Source organism: Chloroflexus islandicus (assembly GCF_001650695.1).
GTDB lineage: Bacteria > Chloroflexota > Chloroflexia > Chloroflexales > Chloroflexaceae > Chloroflexus > Chloroflexus islandicus.
This window is the reverse complement of record NZ_LWQS01000068.1, coordinates 1-22,249: the sequence shown is the minus strand read 5'-3', so window position 1 is coordinate 22,249 and position 22,249 is coordinate 1. Positions and strand designations below refer to the sequence as shown.

The following is a 22,249-nucleotide window of genomic DNA, read 5'->3' as shown; positions in this document are numbered from 1 at the left end:
GTTTCCCCTAGTAAGCCGCCAATTTACCAGCGGCTATGGTAGACTACATACCACAGCGACCTGCCAACCAACCACGTTACCTTTTGGAGATGGCGCATGATACCACTGATGCGCACCAAATTACAGCCGCCCGAAGTGCGACCCTCGCTCCTTGCCCGGCCACGAGTCTATGAACAGCTCCGCAATGCCTTACACAGCCGGCTGGTCTTGATCAATGCACCTGCCGGGTATGGCAAAACATCGCTCTTAGTTGAATGGATGCAGGAGGGTCGAAAAGAGTGGTCGCACATTGGCTGGTTAAGCCTTGATACGACCGACAATGACATCCGGCGATTGTTCGCTTATCTGCTAGAGGCATTAACGAACATTCCATTGGAACGTCGCGAGCGGTTGCGGGCCTTGATCAGCGCAGAAGTTGATCTTGACGCCGAACAGTGGTTTGCCGAACTATTAAACGATCTGGCTGAAGTCGCTGGCTCAACGGTCATCATTTTTGATGACTATCACCTGATCAGTGATGGGCAGATTCATCAAGCGATCACCTTCTTGGTCGATCATCTGCCGCCCCGGTGCCGGTTGATTATCGCTACCCGCAGCGATCCGCCGTTACCGCTTGCGCGGTGGCGAGCGCGCGGGCATTTAGCCGAATTGCGCAGTTTTGATCTCGCCTTCAATCCCGAAGAGGCGGCCACCTTTTTGTTGGAAGTGATGGAATTGCCATTGAGCCGAGATCAGATTGTGGCTCTGCTTGAGAGTACGGAAGGTTGGCCGGCAGGTTTGCACCTCGCCGCGCTGGCCTTGCGGAGCCGACCGAATCAGAGCGAGGTGGTTGATGAATTGATTGCCAGCAACCGGTATGTCGCCGATTACTTAATCGAGGATGTGTTTAGCCGGTTGCCGGCGCACCTGCAACAATTTCTCTTACAAACCTCGATCCTTGACCGGTTGTGCGGGCCGCTCTGCGATGCCGTGATCGGTGTGTACGAACAAAGTGCGCCAAGCAAGAGCAACCAGTCGTACAGCCAGTTGGTATTGGCTGAAATCGAGCGCAACAATCTGTTTCTCTTCCCGCTGGATGCCGAGCGGGTGTGGTACCGGTACCATCATCTGTTTGCCGATGTCTTGCAGGATCGGCTTGAGGCAGGCAGCACCGCCGAGCATGTCGCCATGCTCCACCGGCGGGCAGGGGCATGGTATGCGGCCCATGGCATGCTGACGCAAGCCGTCAACCATGCTTTGCGCGCGCAGGCGATCGATGATGTGGTGGCGATGCTCGAGCCAATTGGGTTAGCGTTTATTTCGCAAGTAGGGGAAGCGACCCTCCGGCGCTGGCTGCCGGAAATCCCGGAAGCGGCGTTTGAAAGCCATCCACGCTTGGCATTATTGCGTGCTTGGCTAGCAACGGCTGATTATCAGGTTGAAGACGCGGCCCACTGGATTGCGGTCGCCGAGCGGGCGCTCGCGGGGGTGGCAAGCGGCGCGGCGACATCGATTGGGTTGATTGCCAATCTGCGCGGCGAATTGAGCGCGGTGCGGGTGCGGTTGGCGTTATTGCAAGGAGATACCGAGCAGGTCATCCACGAAGGGAAGCAGGCCTTAGCGTGGTTACAGGCTGATAATCAGGCGTTGCGCATGCGGGTGGCGAAGGATTTGGGCTATGCGTATCTTGCCCAACGTGACCTCGCGCGAGCCGAGCAAGCCTTCAGTGAGGCGAGCATCAACGGGTTTAACGCCGGTTTGCCCTACATTTCGGCGATGGCGACGGTTGATTATGCGTATACACTCGCGTTGCGCGGTTCGCTAGGGGCAGCGATTAGCGCCTGCCGCGATACGATCAACCAGATGTTACGGCGCAATCGCAGTCGTGCCCAACCCGGCATTGGTTTGCCGTTTTTAGCGTTGGCCGATCTGCATGGATTACGGCACGAATTTGCCGGTGCGTTGCCGGCCTTGGCCGAAGCCGAGAGCGCGATCAAATCGGGCCAAACCACGAGTTACCTCAACCTCTTGATTGTGACGGCCCGCATTGCGCGTGCGCGCGGCGATACCGACGGCGCATTGCGGATCATCCGGCAGGCGCGCTTTTTAGCTCGCCAGCGCAACGTTGGGTGGGTGCTGGCAGTGCTTGATGGGCTTGAAGCGCAGATACTGATCGAGCGGGGTGAACTCGACGCTGCTGGCCAACTACTCGACGATCGCTTGCTCAAGCCGGTAGAGTTTCGCTATATGCCGGTGGCAGCATTCTATGCCCGCGAGCATATCACCCGGGCGGGCTATGAATGGCGGCTAGCCAGTGCGCGCGCAACCAGTGACGGGGAAGCCTTGCGGGCATTGGCGGCTGAGTTGGCCCAGCCGCCAAACGGCGAGATCTGGCAGGCGTTGGCGCCGCTTGATGCAGCCTTGTTGCGCGGGTTGGCCTTGGCGGCTGCCGGTGACGACGGCAACGAGGCGATGTTGACCGCACTTGATCTCGCGACAAGTGAGCGGATCGTGGCGCCGTTTCTCCAAGCCGGCGCGCCGTTACGACTCATGCTGTCTCAGTTGGCAGCGCGCCAACAGCTCTCACCCTATGGCGAATACCTGCTCTCGTTGTTTGATGACGATGAAATAGCACCGGCAATGCCGGCAAGCACGCCAGCGCCTGCTACGGCGTTGCCTGACCCTCTCAGCCTGCGCGAGATCGAGGTGTTGCGCCTGATGGCGGAAGGTCGGAGCAACCACGAGATCGCGGCGACGTTGGTGATCGCGGTTAGTACGGTCAAATCGCACATCAACAGTATTTTCAGCAAGTTGGGTGTCGCCTCACGCACGCAAGCAGTGGCGCGTGGGAGGCGACTAGGGTTGATCCCGTAAAGGTGAGAGCGGATCTGAACCATGTCCGCAAGAACGGAAGGACACGGTGCGAGCCGTGGCCATCCGTGTCCCAATGCGCTTAGCGGCGCACGATCTCGATCAGATCGCGCAGCATAGCTTGGCACGTGCCAAGCGGGCCGTCTTCGAGGCTGCTGATCGTCGAGCGTCCGGCGCTATCGCTATAGATCACGAAACCCATCTCGCCGTGGGCCAACCGGGCGAGGGGGTGTTCGGGGCCAAGAACGGTGGGGGCGACTGATAAGGCGTAGCGTCCATCAGGCTGGCGCTCGGCGCGGGCGACCAGCGAGATGCGACCGCCAGCCTGCCATGCCGTGGCTAGTTCGGCAGCGGTAACGTCACGAATCCCGCGCACCGTCACATCGGCCAGCGTTGCTGGTTGGTTAAGCACCGCGTTGGCGAAGATCACCAGCTTGTTGGCGGCGTCCCAGCCATCGACATCGAGCGAAGGATCGGGTTCGACGATACCCTGCCGTTGGGCTTCGGCCAGTGCGGCGGCAAAATCGGCGCCGGCAGCCATCTGTTCGAGAATGACCTGCGTGGTACCGTTAACGACCAGCTCGGCGCGTTCGATCTGGGCGCCGGCCAAATCGCGCCGGCCAAAATTGATGGTTGGCAAAGCACCGCCTACTGCGCCAGAGAAACGCAAGGCCGGGCGTGAGCTACGGGGCGAAAGATCGTCGGCCCAATCGCTCAACGCAGCTAATTCGGCAAACGCCAGCACTAATGGCCCTTTGCTGGCCAACACCGCTGGCTTGCCGCGACGCAAGGCTGTGCGCACCAGATCGAGACCGGGTTGGCCATCGCGGAGGTTGGTCGGGGTGGCTTCGAGCAACAGATCATACGCAGCCGTTTCGGCCAGTGTGATCACATCGAGATCAGGGCGAAACGACGGTAAGGCCGCCACACCCAACTTGCGCCGTTTGACATCAATAATAGCCGGCAGATCGAGACCACCGGGATCAAACGCCACGCCGCTCGAGTCGGCGACGCCGACGATACGCAGATGAAAGCCATACCGGCGCGGCAGCCGGTCGGGGTCAGCGACCAGCATTTCGAGGAATGTACGGCCAATATTGCCGAGACCGGTCAAAATGGCATCGATGAGGTAGGACATAAGTACTCCTATGCAACAGTACCGATGGCGTATACAATGATAGATCATACTCGATAATGCTAGGCAATGATCGTTTGATTCATAGAGTAACCCAACACGGTATGGCAGCAGCAATTCGGCTGCCAAGGGATCGAAGGTCTGGTTATGAAACAATGTCCCATTCCATGCCCGTTTATTGCGCAGCATAGCCATGATATGGCGAGCATTCGCAAGCATTTGCTTGAGGGGAATCAATGTCGCGACGCTTGGGTCGCCTTAAGCAAATTGGTACAAGACGCTCGCCAGCGGAAGGATTGCCTTGAGCGGGCAGCCATCTTGGCTCCTGATGACGAAGAGTTACAGATCGCGTATCTCGAAGCGCGATTAGCGGTTCAGCCGGATGATGTTTTTGCCCAGCAGCGGTTGAATGAAATTCACACGATGCGCTTATTGTCTGACGTCAAGACGCATTATTTTCATGAACAACCGAAACCGCGCTTGATCGGTGACATTTTAGTCTCGATTGGCGCCATTACGGAAGCTGAACTCCAAGAGGTGCTTTCTGAACAGCGGCGGGAGAGTCTGCTGAAATCGGATCGGCGGCTTGGCCAGTTGCTGCTCAAACGAGGTCTCATTACGCCATCGAAGTTAGCCAAGGCATTGATCATTCAGCAGCAAGAGCGCAGCCGGGCGCGCACAGCGCCGCAGGTGTTGGGGGAGTATCTGGTGGAGCGGGGCTACATTACCGCTGCCCAATTAGAAGATGTGCTGGCCGAGCAGATCCGGCTCGATCAGCAGGGCAAACGACTCAGTATCGGCGAGTTATTGGTACGAATGCGTTTGATGTCGAAGGAAAAGGTCGATCAGGCGGCGCGAGAGTACGAGCGCATCTTCTGGTCGAAGTTTAATGCATAAGGAAATGGGCTGGGCCTGCGGCAGCATTGCTGCCGCAGGCTTTTTTGTTGCGCCAGTCGCTCGATCGTTGTCTAACGAGCGATTGAACGGGTATCGCCAGTCTTAGATTGCTGCCGCAAAGTCAAGCGTCCACCTCCCAGATTGCAAAGGAGGTGAGCATCGTTTTGCCATTCCCTCTCGTTCTTGCTCTTGGGTAAGGAGACGAGCTAGATGGCAGCACTCTTGTTTGCGGCGGCGGCAAGCATGCTACAATAAACCGGCCCGTGCGGCATTGAATGCGACGTGAAACATATTGAGACGATGATGGTTGCAAATCAACGTGCGTTTCCCCGTTCAGCAATCTGGTTAACTGCGATCTGGCTGGCGGCGATCATCAGCATGGCCGTGCCGGGATTGCTCTGGTGGGCGCCGTGGTCATTGATAAGCTCACTACTGGCGGTACTGAGCGGTGTGCTCCTCTTTACCCTTCCCGGTCTCGCCGTCTTGCGTTGGCTGCATCCGGGCCCGTTGCTCTGGTTTGAGCGGTTAGCGTATGCGGCGAGCCTGAGTTGTGCTGTCATCCCATTCTTGTTGTTGATAAGCGAGCCGATCGGCTGGCGCTGGAACAGCCTTGCAGCGTGGCTGGTGATGATCATCTTTGCGGTGCTGGCCCTCTGGCCAGCGTCACGGATACGCCGGCCAGCTCGCGGCCAACGTCGCCTCATTGGCTGGATGGTAGCTCTGCTAAGCGTGGCCGCAGTAGGGGTACGCCTCTTCGCTGTGCGGGATGTGCCGGTAGGGTTGTTTGGCGATTCATACCATCACACTGTCATTACCCAATTGTTGATCGACAATGGCGGTCTGTTTCGATCGTGGCAGCCATACGCGCCGGCAGTGACCTTTACCTACCACTATGCGTTTCATGCCATGGCGGCATGGTGGCACTGGCTGGCTGGCATTCCGGCGACGCAGGCGGTGGTATTGGTTGGGCAAGTGATGAGCGGTTTGGCAGCGCCGTTGTTCTACCTGTTGACGGCGCGGTTGACCAACTCTCGCCTAACCGGCTTGTGGGCAGCGGTCGTAGTAGGCTTTCTCAGCCTCTATCCGGCCTACTACGTAAATTGGGGCCGGTATACCCAACTGGCCGGGCAGACCGTCTTGCCGGCAGCAGCAATCGCGTGGATGGGATTGATCGATGGCGCATTGCAGGCGCGGCGTTCATGGCGATCCTTGGCAGCGCCGTTAGCACTGGCCAGCATTGCGAGCGCCGGATTAGCGTTCAGCCACTATCGAGTGGCGATCTTAGCAATCTGCTTTGTGGTGACGTATACGCTCGTGGCGTTGAGCCGATCAGGGCTGGTGAGCTGGCGGACGTTGGGGCGGTTGGGCGGCGTTGGCGTCTTGGGCGCGTTGGGGGCGGCGTTACTGGCGTGGCCGTGGTTGTGGCGCGTGCAGCAGGGCCAAATCACACGCATGGCGGCGCAGATTGTCACTACTGATGTCGAGACGCGCAATCCTATTGCCCTAGAAATTATCGGTGCAGCGTTTCAATATGGTCTCTTCCCGTTAGCCGCGATTGGTCTAGCCAGCCTGCTGTGGCAGCGAAAGAGCGGGGGACTGGTACTGGCAGTATGGGCCGGGCTGGCGTGGCTCGTAGCAAATCCGCAATTGCTCGGCTTAACCGGGCAAGGCTTGATTACCGCCTTTGCCGTCTTGATTGGCGCCTATCTCGTTGTTACGCCGGTAGCCGGCGCCGGTCTGTTGGCGCTGATGCGGTTGGTGGCGCTGATAATCAGACAATCGCAATGGCGCCTGAGCGCGACGATGATGACCGTTCAGATCGTAGCCGGCTTGGTGGTGGTTGGCTGGGGGGCGCAGATCCAAGCGGCAATGGTTGATTATAATTACCAACTCGCCACACCCGCTGATCTTCAGGCCGCTGCGTGGATCCGTGACAACCTGCCGCCGGATGCCGCCATTTTCGTGAACGGATTTCCGGCATACGGCGGGTATGTGTATGCCGGCAACGATGGTGGATGGTGGCTGACCTTTCTCACCGGACGTCGCACCAATCTCTTGCCGATGGCAGTGGGGTTTGAGGCGGTTGATCCGCCCAACTTGCTGTCGCTGATCGCTGAACAACATCGGGCTATCCAGCGTTACCCCATTGGCAGCGCCGAGGCGGCGGCAGAGTTACGCGCGTTAGGGTTTCGTTATCTTTATAATGGCCCAGCGGCTAACCCATCCGGTGAGTATCTTGACCCGGTACAGATCGATGCAGCGCCGTTTTACGAGTTAATCTATCGCCAAGACGGCGTGAGTATTTGGAGAATTCGCTAGTGCGTCTGGCAGTTGTTGGCCCAACCTATCCGTTTCGCGGCGGGATCGCGCATTATACGACGCTGCTGGTGCGTTATTTGCGCGCCGCCGGCCATACCACGTTCTTCTATTCCTTTACCCGCCAATATCCGGCTCTCCTCTTTCCCGGTCGTAGCGACCGCGATCCGAGCAATGTGCCGCTGCGAGTCGATTGCGAGTACCTGCTCGATCCAATCAACCCGCTGACGTGGTGGCGTTTGGTACGGCGGGTGCGGGCCGATCGGCCCGATCTGCTGCTCTTGCAATGGTGGGTACCATATTGGACGCCGAGCCTGACGGTGATTTCGAGCTTGCTCAAGCGTCCACCGGCGACCAAGATCGCGATGATTTGTCATAACGTGTTGCCGCATGATGGCGGCGGCGTGATTGACCGGCGATTGGCGTGGGCGGTGTTACGGCGTGCTGATGCCTTAATTGTGCATAGCGAACTTGATCGGTATCGCGCGCGGGCATTGATGCCATACGCGAAAATTGTCAAAGCGTTTTTGCCGACGTACGAACCGATCTTGCATGAAGCGGCTGCGGCGGCAAGTACGTTACGCACACAATGGCAAGTGCCTGACCACCGCCGGCTGTTGCTCTTTTTTGGCTTTGTGCGGCCATACAAAGGCCTAGAGTATCTGATACAGGCGATGGCGCACGTGCGCGAGCAGATCGATGCGCATCTATTGGTCGTAGGAGAAATCTGGGGCTCGTTAACCTATTATCAACGGTATGCGGCTGAATTTGGGGTGGCTGATGCGATCACGTTTGTGAATCGCTATGTGCCGAACGAAGAACTGTTGCCTATCTTTACGGCAGCCGATGTCGTTGTGCTCCCTTACATTTCAGCCACGCAGAGCGCAGTGGTGCAGTTGGCGTTTGGATTTGGCAAGCCGGTAATTACGACGAATGTCGGCGGCTTGCCCGAAGTGGTGCATGACGGGGTCAACGGCCTGATTGTGCCGCCGCAAGATGCTACGGCATTAGCGCGTGCGATTGTACGCTATTTCCAAGAGGATCTTGGCCCAATCTTGACCGCGAATGTGCAAGCCGCCACTGCCGAGCGGGCCGAGTCGTGGCCGCAGTTGGTAGCGATTATTACCGAACTAGCGCGTGATTTGCAAGGAGCGACCAAGTAGTGCGGGTTGTCTTTCTCTTACCGATGGGGCTTGACCGGCCCGGTGGACGGCGATATTTCAATATTGCCCGTGGCCTCGTCCGGCGTGGTATGCAGGTGCGGTTGCTGGCGCTCCATCCCGATTTTGCGACATGCGCTCAGCGTCGCTTCGTCGTTGATGGGGTTGAAGTCTGGTATGTCGGCCAGATGCATGCCCGCAAGGTTGGCAACGTGCCGGTGCGGTTTAGCCCGTGGCAATTGCTGCTGGTGGTCGTACAGGCAACGCTCGGCATGATCTGGGGTGTGCTGTGCTCGCCGGCTGATTGGTATCATTTGGGGAAGCCGCAGCCAATTAATGGCATGGCGGCATTGATTGCGGTGCGCCTGCTGCGCCGCCGGCCTTTGTTGGTCGATTGCGACGACGATGAAGTGACCGCCAACCGGTTGACCGCTGGGTGGCAACGAGCAGTGTTTGCCTTCTGGCAGTGGCTACTGCCGCGGATAGCGGTTGGCTTGACCGTGAATACCCGTTATTTAGCCGAGCGGATGGCGCGCGCCGGGCAACCGTGTGTGATTGTGCCGAATGGGGTTGATAGCGACAAGTTTACCGCGCCGCCAGTGGCGATCCGCGCGGCGTTGGCGGCGGCGTTGGGGGTGGCTGGCCGGCCAGTGATCGCCTATGCCGGTACGCTGGCGTTGCACAACCATCCGGTTGATTTGCTGTTCGCGGCGTTTGGGCAGGTCGCTGAACGGCATCCGGGAGCTGTCATGTTGCTGATCGGCGGCGGCGAAGATTTGCCATTGCTCCAAGCGTATACGGCCCAGCAACCGTGGCGTGATCGGGTCATTTTTACCGGCCATGTCCCGTATCCGATGGTGCGCGCGTTGTTGTCGCTTGCCGATGTGAGTGTCGACCCTGTGCGGAATGACTCGGTTGCGCTGGCTCGTTCACCGCTGAAGATTATCGAGAGTCTGGCCGTAGGCGTGCCGGTCATTACCGGCGATGTGGGTGATCGGGCCGAAATGCTCGATTTTGGCGCAGCGGGGATGCTTGTGTCGCCCGGTAACGTCAAGGCGCTAGCGAACGCGATTGAGGAACTGCTGAACGACCCGGCCCGCCGCGCTGCGATGGCGGCAGCGGCGATCGCGCATGCCCGGCGGTATGACTGGGATCGACTGGCCGAGCGGTGGATGGCGATTTATGAGGCGGTGTAGTAGCATGGAGTGCGGCCGTTTGACTGCCGCACTCTACATCCAGTAGGGTAGCTCGCTAACTGCCCTACTGGCCGGGAATGAAAATGACGTAGAGGGCGCGATATTCGCTCAACATCCCCTGTGCTTGCCGATTGCCAACAAAATAGATGCTGGCATCGAGCAACACGGCATCGGGAAAGACATGGGCTTCCGGGGGCAGCGGTGTGCGGCTCCACGCATCGGCGGCAATATCGTAGGTCAGCCCTTCGCGGCGCTCACCATCAAACACGAGCAACGTGCTTGATAGTGCAATGGTGGCGGGACGGGCAATTGGTTGCGGCAGCGGCGCGATGGCAATCCAACGCCGGTTGGGATCGGTGCTTGGTTCAAGCCGCGCACTCTCGCGCAGCGGGCCGTTGACGCCTTCGCCACCGATAATATACAGGCGACCGCCAGCGATGGCTGTGCCGGCATTGCGACGTGGTTGGGGCAAGGCTGGCCCCGTTTCCCACCGATCAATGATGGGGTCGTAGATAAACACTTCATTACGGATCGAGGTGCCATCCCAGCCGCCAATCAGGTATAACTGCCCTTCCCATGCCGCTAGGGTATAGCGGCTGCGTGGCGCCGGCAAGGCTGCGCCGGTATACCAGCGTTGTTCGCGCGGGTCATAGATTTCGAGCCGGTCAATCACGGCGCCAGTGCTATCTTCGCCACCGGGGACGAAGATCAAGCCTCGCAATGTGATGGCGCGCGCATGGCTCACAGCGGTTGGTTTATCGGTCAACGTCACCCAGCGGTTCGTTTCAGGATCGTAACGATCGACCGTAGCAACGGTGCTGCCATCGCGTTGCCCGCCGATCACATACAGCCGGCGTTCAAGGTCATAGCCGGTGAGGGCGAAATTATCACGCGGATCGTTGAGCGGTTGGCGGGTAAACCAGCGTTGTTCGGGGTTGAGACGTGATGTGGCGGTTGGATTTGTGGTTAGTGATGGGTTGCTTGTGGGACGCGCAGTCGCTACGAAGAGCGTAATGATGATCACCAACACCGCAGTGAGGCCAATCAGCCAAGAGAAGAAACGGATAATAGGGCGGGCCGGAGGAGTTGGCGCCGTTACCGTATCTTGCACGTCTTGCCCGGCGATAGAAGGGTTTGGCGCTGGCGCTTGCGGGGGCAAGGACGCAGGTGGCGCCGGCTCTGGGATCGTCGCCGGCGCAATGACCGGTACCTCTGAGACTGGCTCACTTAAAGGAACGGGTGTCTGGTTGTGATCCACTGGTTGGGGTGGGCCAAACGGCACTGGTTCGAGCGCCGATACCGCTTCATCAGTGGATGCCAGCCCTGCTTCTCCTACCGTTACGATCCCGGTACGGATCGCATACACGGTGGCCTCAGTCCGCGATTCGACGCCGATCTTGGCGAAGATATTGCGGAGATGGACCTTGACCGTGTTAACGCTAATATTCAAGGCGATTGCGATCTGCTGGTTGGTAGCGCCGGTCGCAACCAGTCGCAGAATTTCGCGCTCGCGTTCGCTGATTGGGCTTTCGTTCGTCATAATTGCATGAGTGATAACTTCGCCGCTTTGCGTTGATCATAACACATGCATCAGCGCCACAGTGCGAGCAGGAAGGTACGGCGTTGATTGCGCATCGCCGGTTTGAATGCTGTGACGGCGTGCAAGCCTTCTCGTATAATGAGGCAATATCATTCTCGCGTTTCAGACTTGCCATTATGATTGTACGCCGGTTGCGTCTCACAGTCCTGCTCAGCCTAGTAGCGGTCTGCTTATTGGCCGCACAGATCACGTCATTTCGCGTAGCGATGGCGCAGCCTACAGTTTCGCTCGAACTGGGCACCCCCTTTGCTGGGCAATACGTTGTAGGCCAGTGGCTTCCGTTACGGGTGACACTGCGCAATCAAGGTCTGTCGGCAGCGATGGTGACGGTGACGGCGACGCCAGCGGACAGTACGATCCAGTATGCGCGCACGCTGCGGTTAGCTGCGCAAACGCAACAATCGCTGTGGCTGTACGTCTTTCTGGCCCAGCCGGCGCGCGCCGTGTTCGTTACGCTCGCCATCGATGGGCTCATCGTTGACCGGCAAGAGGTGGCGCTGCTGCTGCGACCGGTGGAACGGATGCGAGCAGTAGTAGGCACCTCACCGGTAACCAGTGATCTGTTCGCTGCCGGCAGCTTACGGGTCGCCAATCTGCCGGATCATCACCTTGGTCTGAGCAACCTAAGCGTATTAGCCTTGTTTGAGCTGGATGGGCCGTTATTGGCGGCGCAACAAACCGCGCTGTTGGCGTGGGTTTACAATGGCGGCCATCTCATTATCGGCGGCGGGCCAGCCGCAATTGCGCTGCAAGCAGCACTGCCGCCGGCGTTGCAAGCAGCGACGATCACTGGCGCTGCCGTCATCGATCGCGAACCAGTAGTTACCCTTGGTAAATCGTCACTGAATACACCTTTGCTGGGCGTGAAGCTGGCGCCGGTCACCGGAGCACAGTACCGCGGCGATCCGGCGGCGCCGGCATGGGTGGAATATGCGGTTGGCCGCGGTCGCGTGACCCAACTCGCGTTTGCGCCGGAAGCGCTAGCCGCTTGGGCCGGTCGTGAGCAATTCTGGACGGCGCTGGCGCAGCCGGTGTTGTTCGTAGCAACGCCGGCCGGCGCGAGCGCCCAAATAACGCCGTGGCAGCTACAAATGCTTACACCGGCGCTCGATGCGCTGCCGCAGATCGCTATCCCGGCGTTTGCCCAAGGTTTGACGGCGCTCACGTGGTACGCGCTCGCGATGGTGTTGCTAGCGTTAGGGTTTTGGCGCTGGCGGCGTTTTGCGCCGGCAATGAGCTTGCTGTTGGTTGCGCTCATTAGCGCCGGTGTTGGGTTGTGGTGGGCCAACGCAAATGCTGCTCCGGCGTACAGCGCTTTGCGGATGACATTGATTGAAGTGATCGATAGTGAACGAGCGCAAGCGCAGACGATCAGCGTGATGCTTTCGGCGATGCCGCGCACGGAAACGATGGTGTTTACTAATCCGGTGATTGCCCGTCCATTCATCATTGCTGGCAGCGATGGTTCGCCGGGAGGCGGCAGTGAGAGCTTGGCGCAGATGACAACGCAGCTAGAGCGGCAGTTAGCGCCTTGGCAAACGCAGGCTTTGTGGACAACGGCACTCATTCCTGCGCCGGTAGTGCGATCGACGTTGGTGGTTGATCAAGGACGGTTGCGGGTTGATATGCAGAATGATAGCCAGTATACCCTACGCGATGTGTTCGTCGTGTATGGAGATCAGTTGTTGTTCTTTGGCACACTGCGCCCCGGCGCGCGCTCGGTCGCGCGCTGGCCGGTGCTGTTTACGCCTGCTGCTGCTGGTCTGTCGCTCGGTCAATTAGTGATCAAGGATTTGCAGGAGAATGGCTTGCTGATTGATGGCGACATGGAAAAGGCAGCACAAATCCGGGCCGCCTTGGCCGATGCGGCAGTGGCAGCGTTACCCACACGCTTTGATCCGGGGCCGTTTGTGCTGGCGTGGCTGGATCGCGATCCAACGGTGCCGGTACAACCCTCAATTGGGTCGGTTGAAACGCTCTTGGTCATGCGACCGCCGATTCGGGGGCAGGGTGAACTTTCGCTGCCAGTGGGATGGTTGCGCCTCGATCCTGCCGGATCTGAAGCATCGCCATGCCTCAATGGCCAAGGTGTGCAGTTGAGCGGTGAGATAGCCGAGATCCGTCTGCGCTTGCCGCCTGATTTGTCGTCGCTACGGGCGAGCGCCATACAGGTACGGCTTAGTCCCGCTGGCGCCACGAGCAATGTGAACCTCGCCCTTCGCGCTTACAATTGGGTAACGGGGGCATGGGACGCCGTCGCCTTCAATCCGCTTTCGACTATGACGATGACTGATGCTGAACCGTATCTGCGTTTCGGCGAGGTGCGGCTCCGGCTCAGCGGCGGGCTCGATCGACTGGGTTGCGTCGTCGCGACGGGTGGGGTGCAGGGAGTGTTGCCATGAGAGCGGCGTTACGCGAAGAGTGGCAGCAGCTTATCCAACGGCGCCGCATTCTGCTGCTCTTCATCAGCACCGTACTGGTGATGTTGCTGACTGCGCAGAGAACGGGACAACTGGCAGGAATGGCGACTCTGGCTGCCTTGCCGCTCTTGAATGCGCAAATTGGCCGCCTCTTCGCCACGAGTCTCTGTTTGGCGTTGCAGGGATGGGTGATGCTGCTTTCTCCCCTGTTGGCGGTGAGTGCTTATACGGTTGGCTTACAGTCAAAGATGAACTTGACCGTCTTGGTGGCGCGCTTGCTGGTAGTGTGGGCCGTGATGATCCTTGCCATCGTGCTCACCTTGCCCTTCTTTAGCTTGCTGCCACTCTTTGGCAGTCTGAGCTTGCCAGAGATCGGGTGGGCGTTTGCCGTGATTGTGGTGACGGTGTTACTCAGCGGTGCGTATGGTGTGTGTTGGGTGACGGTGGTGCGCAATCCGCCGGCAGCGCTGTTTTTGGCGTATAGTGTGCTCATGATGTGGTTGGTCGCTGGGGTGGTGATTGCGGTCTGGGATACGCAACCCACCTCACCGGTTGTCGTCGCCGTTGCGTTCAACCCGTTTGCGGCGCTGTTGGCGCCGCTGGCGCCGGCTTTCCCACCCGATGGTCCGATTGCCGCCGATTTGCAGAACTTGCTGCGGTTTACCCACGGGGTAGTGGATCGGGCAACGCCGCTCTACCGGCTCTATATCGCCGGGAGCGGGTTACTCATCTTGGTGTTGATCGGTATCGCAAGCTTTGCCGTTCGCCCGCAGCCGCGCCGCTGGCAGCGGTTTGATACGCTTTTCAGCATTGTGTGCGCGATCTATCTGGTGGCGTTAGGTATGGGGCGTGAGTGGTGGAGTGTGGCATTGCCATAGAGGTCACAAAGCGCGTTACGGCTGATTATCTCCGATCAGGTGCAACCCGATAGATTACCACACCCCCTTCGGCAAACGCTACCTCATAGCCGGGCCGGCTAGCAAAGAGTTCGGGACGCAGCGGCCCCTTGGGTGAAGTGTAGATGTAGTCGATCTGCTCAGTAGCAATCAAGCGCTCGAGATCGATCGCTTGCCCGTTCCCGTAGTCGATGATCTGTTGGCTGCGTTGGCGCGTAGCTTGGACTGATGCCGCATCGCCATACACAAACAGCGCCGGTGGCGTACTCGTCCACCTCCCGGTGAGCGGCATGATCCACCAGCCGCCATCGTTGCCGCGGGCGACTCCCGGGAGCCATGGCGCAGCGTTGATCAAAAAGCGGGCCGTAGGGTCGGTGTTGCCAGCCACCCACGCGATTGCTTCTCGGTCGGCAGCCGTCGCTAAGACGGTGATGGGGTTGACGATGGCGCGCTGTTGGTTGGCACCCCACAACGCCAGCCCCAGTAATACCGCCGTGCCGCCAATCTGCCACCAGCGGCGCTGGGCCGGCCAGATCAACGCTACCCCGCCGCTGATCAGGCTGCTGAGGGGGAGAAAGAGACTGATCGCAGCAATGTCAACTGGCAACAGCCAGAGGAAGGGCAAGCGCACGGTCGCCGGGTTGATCGCCAGCAAGAGCACACCAACACCGCTCCACAGCCACTTGCGCTGCGTGAGGCTGTAAATCAGAAGGGCAAGACCTGCCGGCGGCGCGAGATAGCTAACCAGCCATGGGTTGGTCAGCACTGCTAACCCTCCCACCCAGAGCATAAGCACCGCGGTAGCGGCTTGCCGGCGGGCCACGCCAATGGCGCCGCTGATCAAGGCTAGCGCTACCAGCCATTCGTTTGGGCCGATCCACATCAGATCGTAGTTGAGCTGGGCATACGAACCGCCGGTGGTGAGGCTTTGGGCGCCAGCTGCCGCCGGTACTAGCACCCGGCGCAGCAGCAGCCACCACCATGGCCCAGCTAATGCCACCGCAGCGATACCGGCCAGCAATGCTTGCGCGACGTGCGCGATGATGGTGCGTCGCGATTGGCGCAAGCTCCATACGATGCTCTGCGCCGCGAGCAGCGCGCCGCCAAAGACGAAGATGCGCATGTGAACGAGGCTCAACCCGGCCGCGATCAGCGCCGCCAGCGCCAGCCAACCGGTGCGTTCACGGCGGTGGGTGCTGTCAAGCCACTGTTGCCACGCAATCGCCAGCGCTGCCAGCAGCAACAAGCCGGTCAGTTGGGTGTAGCGGCCCCACGAAACATAATACGCTGGCATCCACGAGATGCAACCAACGATCGCAGCGGCCACCACCGCCGCACTCGGTCGCCGCCACCAGAGCAGCGCCAGCGCTGCCGCGGCCACATTCTGTAACCAGTTGAGCAACTGCCCGCTCCAGAGCATCACGTCGGGCAATGCACCGCCGCTCAGATGCCAAGCCGCCGCGATCACCACGTGATAGCCCCAGTGGTAGGGCATCTCGACCACCGGCAGGTAAGGGGTGAGCGTCCACGGCGCGCGCCCGGTTTCGACGGCGACGCGCACCATCAGGGCGTGATGCACCGAATCGACCCACGCTGGCAGGGCGAGATCGGCGATCTGTTCGGCCCGCAGCCATGCGCCGATCGCCAGCACAATCATCAGCAGCCACGTCGCGGCGGATGGCTGGCCCTGCACGCCGGCAAGGTCGCGCCACGCCGCCCAACTTGCTGCTAGCGCCAGCAGGATGGCGCTAATGATCAGCACCGGCGCCGGCAATGATCCGCCCACCGCCGTGACCCACAGGTACCCAAGCGGCACAAGGCTCAGGCTGATACCCACCCATAGCGTGACCCGCAGTAGCCACGGCGGGCGCGGGCCGGGCATGCTGCGTTCGAGCAGGTACCCCGGCGCGATCAGCCACAAGCCGGTCGCCAATAACACCCGTCCGGCGGGGAGCCAAGCTACGATCGCTGCCAGCAGCAATCCGCTCAGCAACCAGCGCCGGCCCGCGCTGAGCGCGACGAGCGGATGCTGCGCGGCGGGATTAGAGAGCATTGTTGTTGGGCGAACGTCGTGCTCGTTCACCGCACCAGCCAGAAGATCAACCCAACGACCACGATTGCAATCACCAGCAAGAGCGCCAGCAACTTGGCCTGTTCAACCGAACGGCGGCGGGCCAGCAGCGGGCGCGCTTCAGGGGCGTAGGGGACGTCGGGCAATTCGCTGAGAAAGATCGCGCCTAGCGCTGCCGGGTTGGTGAACAGCGTTTTGAAAAAGGTGGTCACCAACTCGCGGGCAGTGATCAGCGGCGGCGCCCAATAGGCCTCTTCCGGCGTGAGTGGCCGTCCGGTGAGCGAGCAGCGTAGTTCGGTGGCGGTCTCGTTGTTGCGCGATGGCATAGTGTACCTCGGTGTGTGTCGCCCCTACCCAATCCGGCGGACGAATCGCTCAATCCGTTCCAATGCCTCTTCGATCTTGTTCATTGCGGTGGCGTAACAAGCGCGCACGTAACCGGCCCCGCTTGGCCCGAAGGCGTCTCCCGGCACGACGGCCACCTGCTCGCTGTGCAGCAACTGCTCGCAGAACGCTTCGCTGCTCAGACCGAGATGGCTGATCTGCGGGAAGGCGTAGAAAGCGCCTTGCGGCTCGAAAGTGGGCAGGCCAATGCTGTTGAGGCCAGCCACGATCACCTTGCGGCGGCGGTCGTATTCACGCACCATCTCTTGCACCGCCTCTTCGCCGTGCAAGATGGCTTCAAGGCCAGCGTACTGGCTCATGGTTGGGGCCGACATAATCGCGTACTGGTGGAACTTGCGCACCGCGGCGGTGATTTCAGCCGGAGCGGCGAGCCAGCCTAGCCGCCAGCCGGTCATAGCGTAGGCTTTCGAGAAGCCGCCGAGCAGCACGGTGCGCTCGCGCATGCCGGGCAGGGCCGCGAAGCAGGTGTGCTCGACACCGTAGACCAGCCGGTCGTAGATCTCATCTGAGATGACGATTAGGTCGTGGCGTTCGGCTACCGCTGCCACTTCCAACAGCCGTTCGCGGCTGAGCACCGCGCCGGTCGGGTTGTTGGGATAGCCGATCAGGATCGCTTTGGTGCGCGGCGTGACCGCTGCTTCCAGCGCCGCGCCGGTCACTTGAAAGCCGTCGGCGACGCTGGTTGGGACATAAACGACGCGCGCATCGGCGAAGGTGACGCATGCCGGGTAAGAGACAAAGCATGGCTCCGGCATCAGCACCTCGTCGCCGGGGTCGAGCAGGGCCAGCGCGGCGCCGAGCATCGCTTCGCTGACGCCGACGGTGATCAGCAGCTCGGTTTCGGGGTCGTACTGCACCCCATAGCGGCGGTTGAGGTGCTCGGCCAGCGCGACGCGCAGTTCGAGCAGGCCAGAGTTGGAGGTGTAGGCGGTGGTGCGGTCAATTGAGGCTTGGCCGGCGGCGCGAATATGCTCCGGCGTGATAAAATCAGGCTCGCCGACACCGAGTGAGATCACGTCGGGCATGGTGGCGGCAATATCGAAGAAGCGGCGAATGCCCGATGGCGGGACGGCGCGGATGCGCCGCGCAATGCGCTGGCTGGTCATAGAGGCTCTCCTTAGTGGTATCGTGGCTGAGCGCCATTGCTCAGCGAGTTCTATCTTACCATGAGACGTTCTGCCTTACGTTGGTTGCATTGGGTGATGCTCGGCGCGCTGGCCGGGTTGCTGGCGCTCTATCTGTGGTACGCTGCTGAGCACGTTCGGTTGTTGCTCGCTTTCCCTTTCCCGCTCGATTACGGTGAAGGGCCGCTGTTGGCGCAGGTGAGCCGCTTGGCCGGCGGTGAACCGATCTGGCGTCTCTACGCTGATCCAGCCCAAGCGCCATTTTTGATCGTCAATTATCCGCCGCTGTACCTCTTGCTGAGCGCCGGGATGTCGTGGCTCACCGGCGCGCCGCTGGCGGCGGGGAGGCTGGTGGCGTTGTTTGGCGCGCTGGCGAGCGCTGCGGCGCTGGCGGCGCTGATTGGGAAGCGCGGGGCATGGCTGGCGCTGTTCTGGCTGGCCGTGCCGGTGGTGCGCGAGTGGATGCCGCTGATGCGGGTGGATTTGCTCGGCGTGGCGTTGGGGTTGTGGGCCGTGTGGGTGGCCGGCCACGAGCGGCTGCCGCCGATCTGGCGCGGCGCGCTGGCCGGTCTCTTGGCGGTTGGCTGCCTCTTGACCAAGCCGTCGCTGATCGCCGGGCCGCTGGCTGCCGGTGTGCTCCTGCTCGCCGGATGGATCCAACTCCGTTCCCACCCCGAAGCGCATGCCCGTCGCGCCTTGCTGGCCTTTCTCGCGACGGCGGCGCTGGCTGGCGGCGGGGTGGTGGCGGGGTTGGCGTGGGTGACGCAGGGGTGGTTTTTGCTGCACGTGGTGGCGGCCAACGCCAACCGCTGGGAGCTGGCGCTGGCGGTTGAGTTTTGGCGGCAGCAATTGGCCTTGCGCTGGCCATTGCTGCTTACGGCGCTGATCGGTACGGTGGTGGCGTGGCGCGCCGGGCAGCGGGTAGCTCTGATTCCGGCCCTCGCTTATCTGCTGGCCGGCACGCTTGGCGCGATCGGCGTGGGCAAGGTCGGCGCGTATGCCAACTACTTCTTTGAATGGTACGCCGGCCTGATTTGGCTGACCGGGATCGGATGGCGCACGCTGGCCGGCGCTCCCCGGTCGCACTGGCCTAGCGCGGCGGCGCTGGCTGGGTTGAGTACGTTGCTCATCGCGAGCCTGCTCTACTACCCGCCGTTGTGGGACGCCAACCGGCTGCGTCCGGCGGGGTTGATCGAACCGAGCCCGCCGCGCATGGTGGTCGGTCAATACGGGGTGTGGGCCGATGCGCAGCGCGAAGCGGCAGTGTTGGCGGCGCTGGCTCGCGTCGATGCCTCCCTCGCCGCCGAAGCCCAAGCTGCCGGCCCAGTCATCTTCACCGACTTGCCCGGTCTGGCTAGTGGCGCTGGCGTCACCGCTCGCATCCCGGTGTTCGAGTTTCGCCAGTTGCTCGATCAAGGGCTCGCCGATCAGACCGCTATCCTGCGTGAGCTGGCTAACGGCGAGCTACCGCTGGTCTTGCTCGACTACCTTGGCAACTGGCTGACCCCAGAGATGATCGCGATCATTCGCCACCGCTACGCCCAAGACGGTTCGCTTGGCGTGATCGACCGCTACCGTCCGGTCGCCACCGGGCCGGCCCAGCCGCCGTTGCAGCCGGTGGCGACAGGCGGGGTGCAACTGGCCGGGGTGCAACTGGCCCCGCCGCTCGGCGCGGCCTACGAACCCGGCCAACTGATCGCGCTCAGTTTACAGTGGCAGCGGATCGCGCCGCAACCGGCGGAAGGTCTGACTGTTGTAGTGCGGGTGCTCTTTGCCGGCGACCGCGTCGCTGCCCACAGCGAGCTGCCTTTGCTCTACGGCGCGCTGCCGCCGGCGCGCTGGCCAACCGCCGCTCCCATCGAACACATGCAACCGATCGCGTTACCGCTCGAACTGCTGCCCGGCACGTACCAACTGGCCGTTGGCTTGCGCGATCGGGCCGGGAACGACCTGATCGCGCCGCAGCCGGTAGCTACGCTGGCGGTCGAAGGGCAAGGCGGCGCCTTCTTCGCCGAAACCGGCTATTTCGTGCCGGCGCGCTTGCTGCAAACATGGGCCGAACTCGGCGCGGTCGAACGGGCCGGCTGGCCGCTCACGCCGGCGGTGCCGTTTGGGTGGGGATGGTTGCAATGCTTTGAACGGGTATGTCTCGAAACACACGGCAGTGCCATCCACCTTCGCCCGTTGGGTAGAGAATTGTATCTCGCTGAAACGAATCGCAGCGCGCACTGTGCTGATGGAACCTCGGCAGATACTCTCTGCCCCGGCTATGCCGTTCCGGCAGAGCTGCTGACCAGCCTCGGCCAACCGCTCAGCGGCGACATCCTCCGCAACGGCTGGATCGTGCAGTGGACGGACTATGCCCGGCTGGAGCGCAGCGCCGATGGCGCGACCTTTGGACTGGGCCGGCTCGGCGACGAGACGCTGCGCTTGCCGCCGGGAGTGCGCTACCGCTGGCCGGGTGGTGAGATAGGAGGTGAAGGAGGATGAGCACTCTTTGACAGTCTTTGATAGCTTTTATATACTAACCAAACAAGAGTTTTCATCAACCGACTGGCTTAAAGACCTATGACACCCACGAACCAATCGCGCGTAACCGTGCCTATCGAATGGATCCGGACGGTTGCTGAGCGGCTTGGCAAACAATTTCATGCAGAGCGTGTGATTCTCTACGGATCGCAAGCCTATGGCCAGCCGCGTGAAGATAGCGACGTTGATTTACTTGTGGTGACGCCGCTGCCGCCGCCGCGTTTAGAAGCATGGCGTTTAACGCGGCCATTGCGCGAGGAAGCAGGTTTTGCCCTGCAAATCGTGTTTATGAGCACGACTGAATTTGAAGAAACCAAAGATGTCGTTGGCGGATTAGCGTATCCGGCCCATCGTTGGGGGAGCATCGTGTATGCCGCGCAGCGCTGAGCAAGTGCGCTGGGATTTTGTGCAAGAGTGGCTGCGGAAGGCTGAAGCCGATCGTTTTGCGGCAGAGGTGTTATTGGGGTAAACCAAACAGATTATTATGCCGTCGCATTTCACGCCCAACAAGCGGCTGAAAAATGGTTGAAAGCCCTCCTTGTTCGCTACCAAATCCCTTTTCCCAAAACGCACGATATTGGCTATCTGTTGAAATTGGCCGCTCAAGCCGATGCCGCTTTACCGCAAGAATTGGCCGATGCAGAATTGCTTACCCCATTTGGGGTTGATTTTCGTTATCCCGGCGCTGAAATAGTTGATCGAGCCATGGTTGCGCAGGCCGTCGCGTGGGCAACCATGGTGAAAGACGCCGTGTTGAATCGGTTACAATCGTACCTTGCAGCAGGGCGGCCGCAATAGTCTTTGCCTGCTCATTCGATCTCTCAGATCGGCGCGCTAATCTCTCCCCTTTCTTTGCCCCGCTAAATCTTGACAGAAAAAAATGTCGTATATGATGGTAGTATCCGGTCGGGCAAAGAGAACAGGAGGTTTAGGGTGAGCATTGGCAATCAGTGGCGGGCGCTCATCAAGCGTTGGCTTGTCCCTGTATCAACGGCAGAGTTGTCGGAAATTATTGGTAGGATACCGGAAGATGCTAAAGTGTATCGTCCACTAGCGAAACCTGCTTCTGCCAATAGCAGTAGCGCAAAGCCAATTAGAGTCTTTTCTCAGCCGAGTTGGAGTTCAGCGCGAACTATCGATATATGGGCGGTTGACTACATTATCGATGAAGATAGCGCTTGTGGTTTAGTAGATGTCAGCTCTACAAAGGTCACCTTTATTCCATGGGATAGCATTCTAGGTATTGAAATATCGAATTGATCCATTACTTCGCAGCAACGTTAGCACCCGCTCCAACAGCCCAGCAGTTTGATGCTGGGCTGTTGGGTATTCTGAGAACCGCCGCACCTCGGCTGTCATTGCGAGCCGCGCTGCGCGCGGCGACGCAATCCCCTGCTAGAGCGGGAGGGATGTCTGCCAACCATGGGTCTACGTGAAAGCGGGAGATTGCTTCGGGGGCTACGCCCCCTCGCAATGACAGGAAGGGGCTGCGCCGCCGTGCGGCGGGATCGGGAGTTGGGGGAGAGGGATCGCCCCTCCCCCAGCGGGGGAGGGGCAACGAGGTGCCGCACTGGCGTTAATCCCCGGCCCTGAAGGGCCGGGCTAGGCTTACGAAGCCCGCTGCGCGGGCTGCTGGCCCTCACCCCCAGA

16 protein-coding genes are annotated in these 22,249 nt (G+C 60.5%); 11 read left to right on the top strand and 5 right to left on the bottom strand.

Going from position 1 to position 22,249, the window contains the following annotated elements:
* Positions 1-96 precede the first annotated feature (96 nt).
* The gene (locus tag A6A03_RS13635; protein WP_066789381.1) at positions 97-2,853 is read left to right on the top strand and encodes a winged helix-turn-helix domain-containing protein; all 2,757 of its coding nucleotides are present in this window, start codon (positions 97-99) and stop codon (positions 2,851-2,853) included.
* 79 nt (positions 2,854-2,932) lie between these two features.
* Here A6A03_RS13635 and A6A03_RS13630 read toward each other — a convergent pair whose 3' ends face one another.
* Positions 2,933-3,988, bottom strand: a complete 1,056-nt coding sequence (locus A6A03_RS13630) for a homoserine dehydrogenase (protein WP_066789375.1) — start codon at positions 3,986-3,988, stop codon at positions 2,933-2,935.
* Positions 3,989-4,132: 144 nt separating this feature from the next.
* Between A6A03_RS13630 and A6A03_RS13625 the strand changes: the two genes are divergently transcribed.
* The 4 genes from A6A03_RS13625 to A6A03_RS13610 all read left to right on the top strand — a co-directional run bounded on the left by A6A03_RS13625 (position 4,133) and on the right by A6A03_RS13610 (position 9,554).
* Positions 4,133-4,882: a hypothetical protein gene (locus tag A6A03_RS13625; RefSeq protein WP_066789373.1), complete on the top strand. Its 750-nt coding sequence runs from the start codon at positions 4,133-4,135 to the stop codon at positions 4,880-4,882.
* A 282-nt stretch (positions 4,883-5,164) separates the two neighbouring features.
* Positions 5,165-7,201, top strand: a complete 2,037-nt coding sequence (locus A6A03_RS13620) for a DUF6541 family protein (RefSeq protein WP_245668989.1) — start codon at positions 5,165-5,167, stop codon at positions 7,199-7,201.
* The gene (locus tag A6A03_RS13615; RefSeq protein ID WP_066789371.1) at positions 7,201-8,361 is read left to right on the top strand and encodes a glycosyltransferase; all 1,161 of its coding nucleotides are present in this window, start codon (positions 7,201-7,203) and stop codon (positions 8,359-8,361) included. The genes A6A03_RS13620 and A6A03_RS13615 overlap by 1 nt, the downstream gene beginning before the upstream one ends.
* Positions 8,361-9,554, top strand: a complete 1,194-nt coding sequence (locus tag A6A03_RS13610; protein WP_245668988.1) for a glycosyltransferase family 4 protein — start codon at positions 8,361-8,363, stop codon at positions 9,552-9,554. The genes A6A03_RS13615 and A6A03_RS13610 overlap by 1 nt, the downstream gene beginning before the upstream one ends.
* Before the next feature lie 64 nt (positions 9,555-9,618).
* On the opposite strand, the gene A6A03_RS13605 is transcribed toward A6A03_RS13610, so the two are convergent.
* Positions 9,619-11,094, bottom strand: a complete 1,476-nt coding sequence (locus tag A6A03_RS13605; protein ID WP_066789369.1) for a Kelch repeat-containing protein — start codon at positions 11,092-11,094, stop codon at positions 9,619-9,621.
* A 176-nt stretch (positions 11,095-11,270) separates the two neighbouring features.
* Here A6A03_RS13605 and A6A03_RS13600 point away from each other — a divergent pair, with 176 nt between their 5' ends.
* Together A6A03_RS13600 and A6A03_RS13595 are read left to right on the top strand one after the other, a co-directional pair.
* A complete protein-coding gene (locus tag A6A03_RS13600; protein WP_066789366.1) occupies positions 11,271-13,556 on the top strand; it encodes a hypothetical protein in 2,286 nt (761 codons plus the stop codon).
* The gene (locus A6A03_RS13595; protein WP_082908972.1) at positions 13,553-14,452 is read left to right on the top strand and encodes a hypothetical protein; all 900 of its coding nucleotides are present in this window, start codon (positions 13,553-13,555) and stop codon (positions 14,450-14,452) included. The genes A6A03_RS13600 and A6A03_RS13595 overlap by 4 nt, the downstream gene beginning before the upstream one ends.
* Before the next feature lie 25 nt (positions 14,453-14,477).
* Here A6A03_RS13595 and A6A03_RS13590 read toward each other — a convergent pair whose 3' ends face one another.
* Genes A6A03_RS13590 through A6A03_RS13580 form a run of 3 tightly spaced genes read right to left on the bottom strand, consistent with a single transcriptional unit; the run spans position 14,478 to position 18,052 of the window.
* The gene (locus tag A6A03_RS13590; RefSeq protein WP_245668987.1) at positions 14,478-16,553 is read right to left on the bottom strand and encodes a hypothetical protein; all 2,076 of its coding nucleotides are present in this window, start codon (positions 16,551-16,553) and stop codon (positions 14,478-14,480) included.
* A complete protein-coding gene (locus A6A03_RS13585) occupies positions 16,550-16,867 on the bottom strand; it encodes a hypothetical protein (protein WP_066789363.1) in 318 nt (105 codons plus the stop codon). Before A6A03_RS13585 ends, A6A03_RS13590 begins: the two co-directional genes overlap by 4 nt.
* A gap of 24 nt (positions 16,868-16,891) precedes the next feature.
* Entirely contained in the window at positions 16,892-18,052 is a 1,161-nt protein-coding gene (locus A6A03_RS13580) for an aminotransferase class I/II-fold pyridoxal phosphate-dependent enzyme (RefSeq protein WP_066789362.1), read from the bottom strand.
* Between the two features lie 60 nt (positions 18,053-18,112).
* On the opposite strand from A6A03_RS13580, the gene A6A03_RS13575 reads away from it, so the two are divergent.
* The 4 genes from A6A03_RS13575 to A6A03_RS20425 all read left to right on the top strand — a co-directional run bounded on the left by A6A03_RS13575 (position 18,113) and on the right by A6A03_RS20425 (position 21,859).
* Positions 18,113-20,560 carry a hypothetical protein gene (locus A6A03_RS13575; RefSeq protein WP_066789424.1) on the top strand — a complete coding sequence of 816 codons (2,448 nt, stop codon included), beginning with the start codon at positions 18,113-18,115 and terminating at the stop codon, positions 20,558-20,560.
* A 78-nt stretch (positions 20,561-20,638) separates the two neighbouring features.
* Positions 20,639-20,986 (top strand): nucleotidyltransferase domain-containing protein, encoded by a 348-nt coding sequence (locus tag A6A03_RS13570; protein ID WP_066789360.1) that lies wholly within the window; start codon positions 20,639-20,641, stop codon positions 20,984-20,986.
* Positions 20,987-21,058: 72 nt separating this feature from the next.
* Positions 21,059-21,397: a HEPN domain-containing protein gene (locus tag A6A03_RS13565; RefSeq protein WP_156525340.1), complete on the top strand. Its 339-nt coding sequence runs from the start codon at positions 21,059-21,061 to the stop codon at positions 21,395-21,397.
* A gap of 135 nt (positions 21,398-21,532) precedes the next feature.
* The gene (locus tag A6A03_RS20425; RefSeq protein ID WP_156525339.1) at positions 21,533-21,859 is read left to right on the top strand and encodes a hypothetical protein; all 327 of its coding nucleotides are present in this window, start codon (positions 21,533-21,535) and stop codon (positions 21,857-21,859) included.
* The last annotated feature ends 390 nt before the right edge of the window (positions 21,860-22,249 follow it).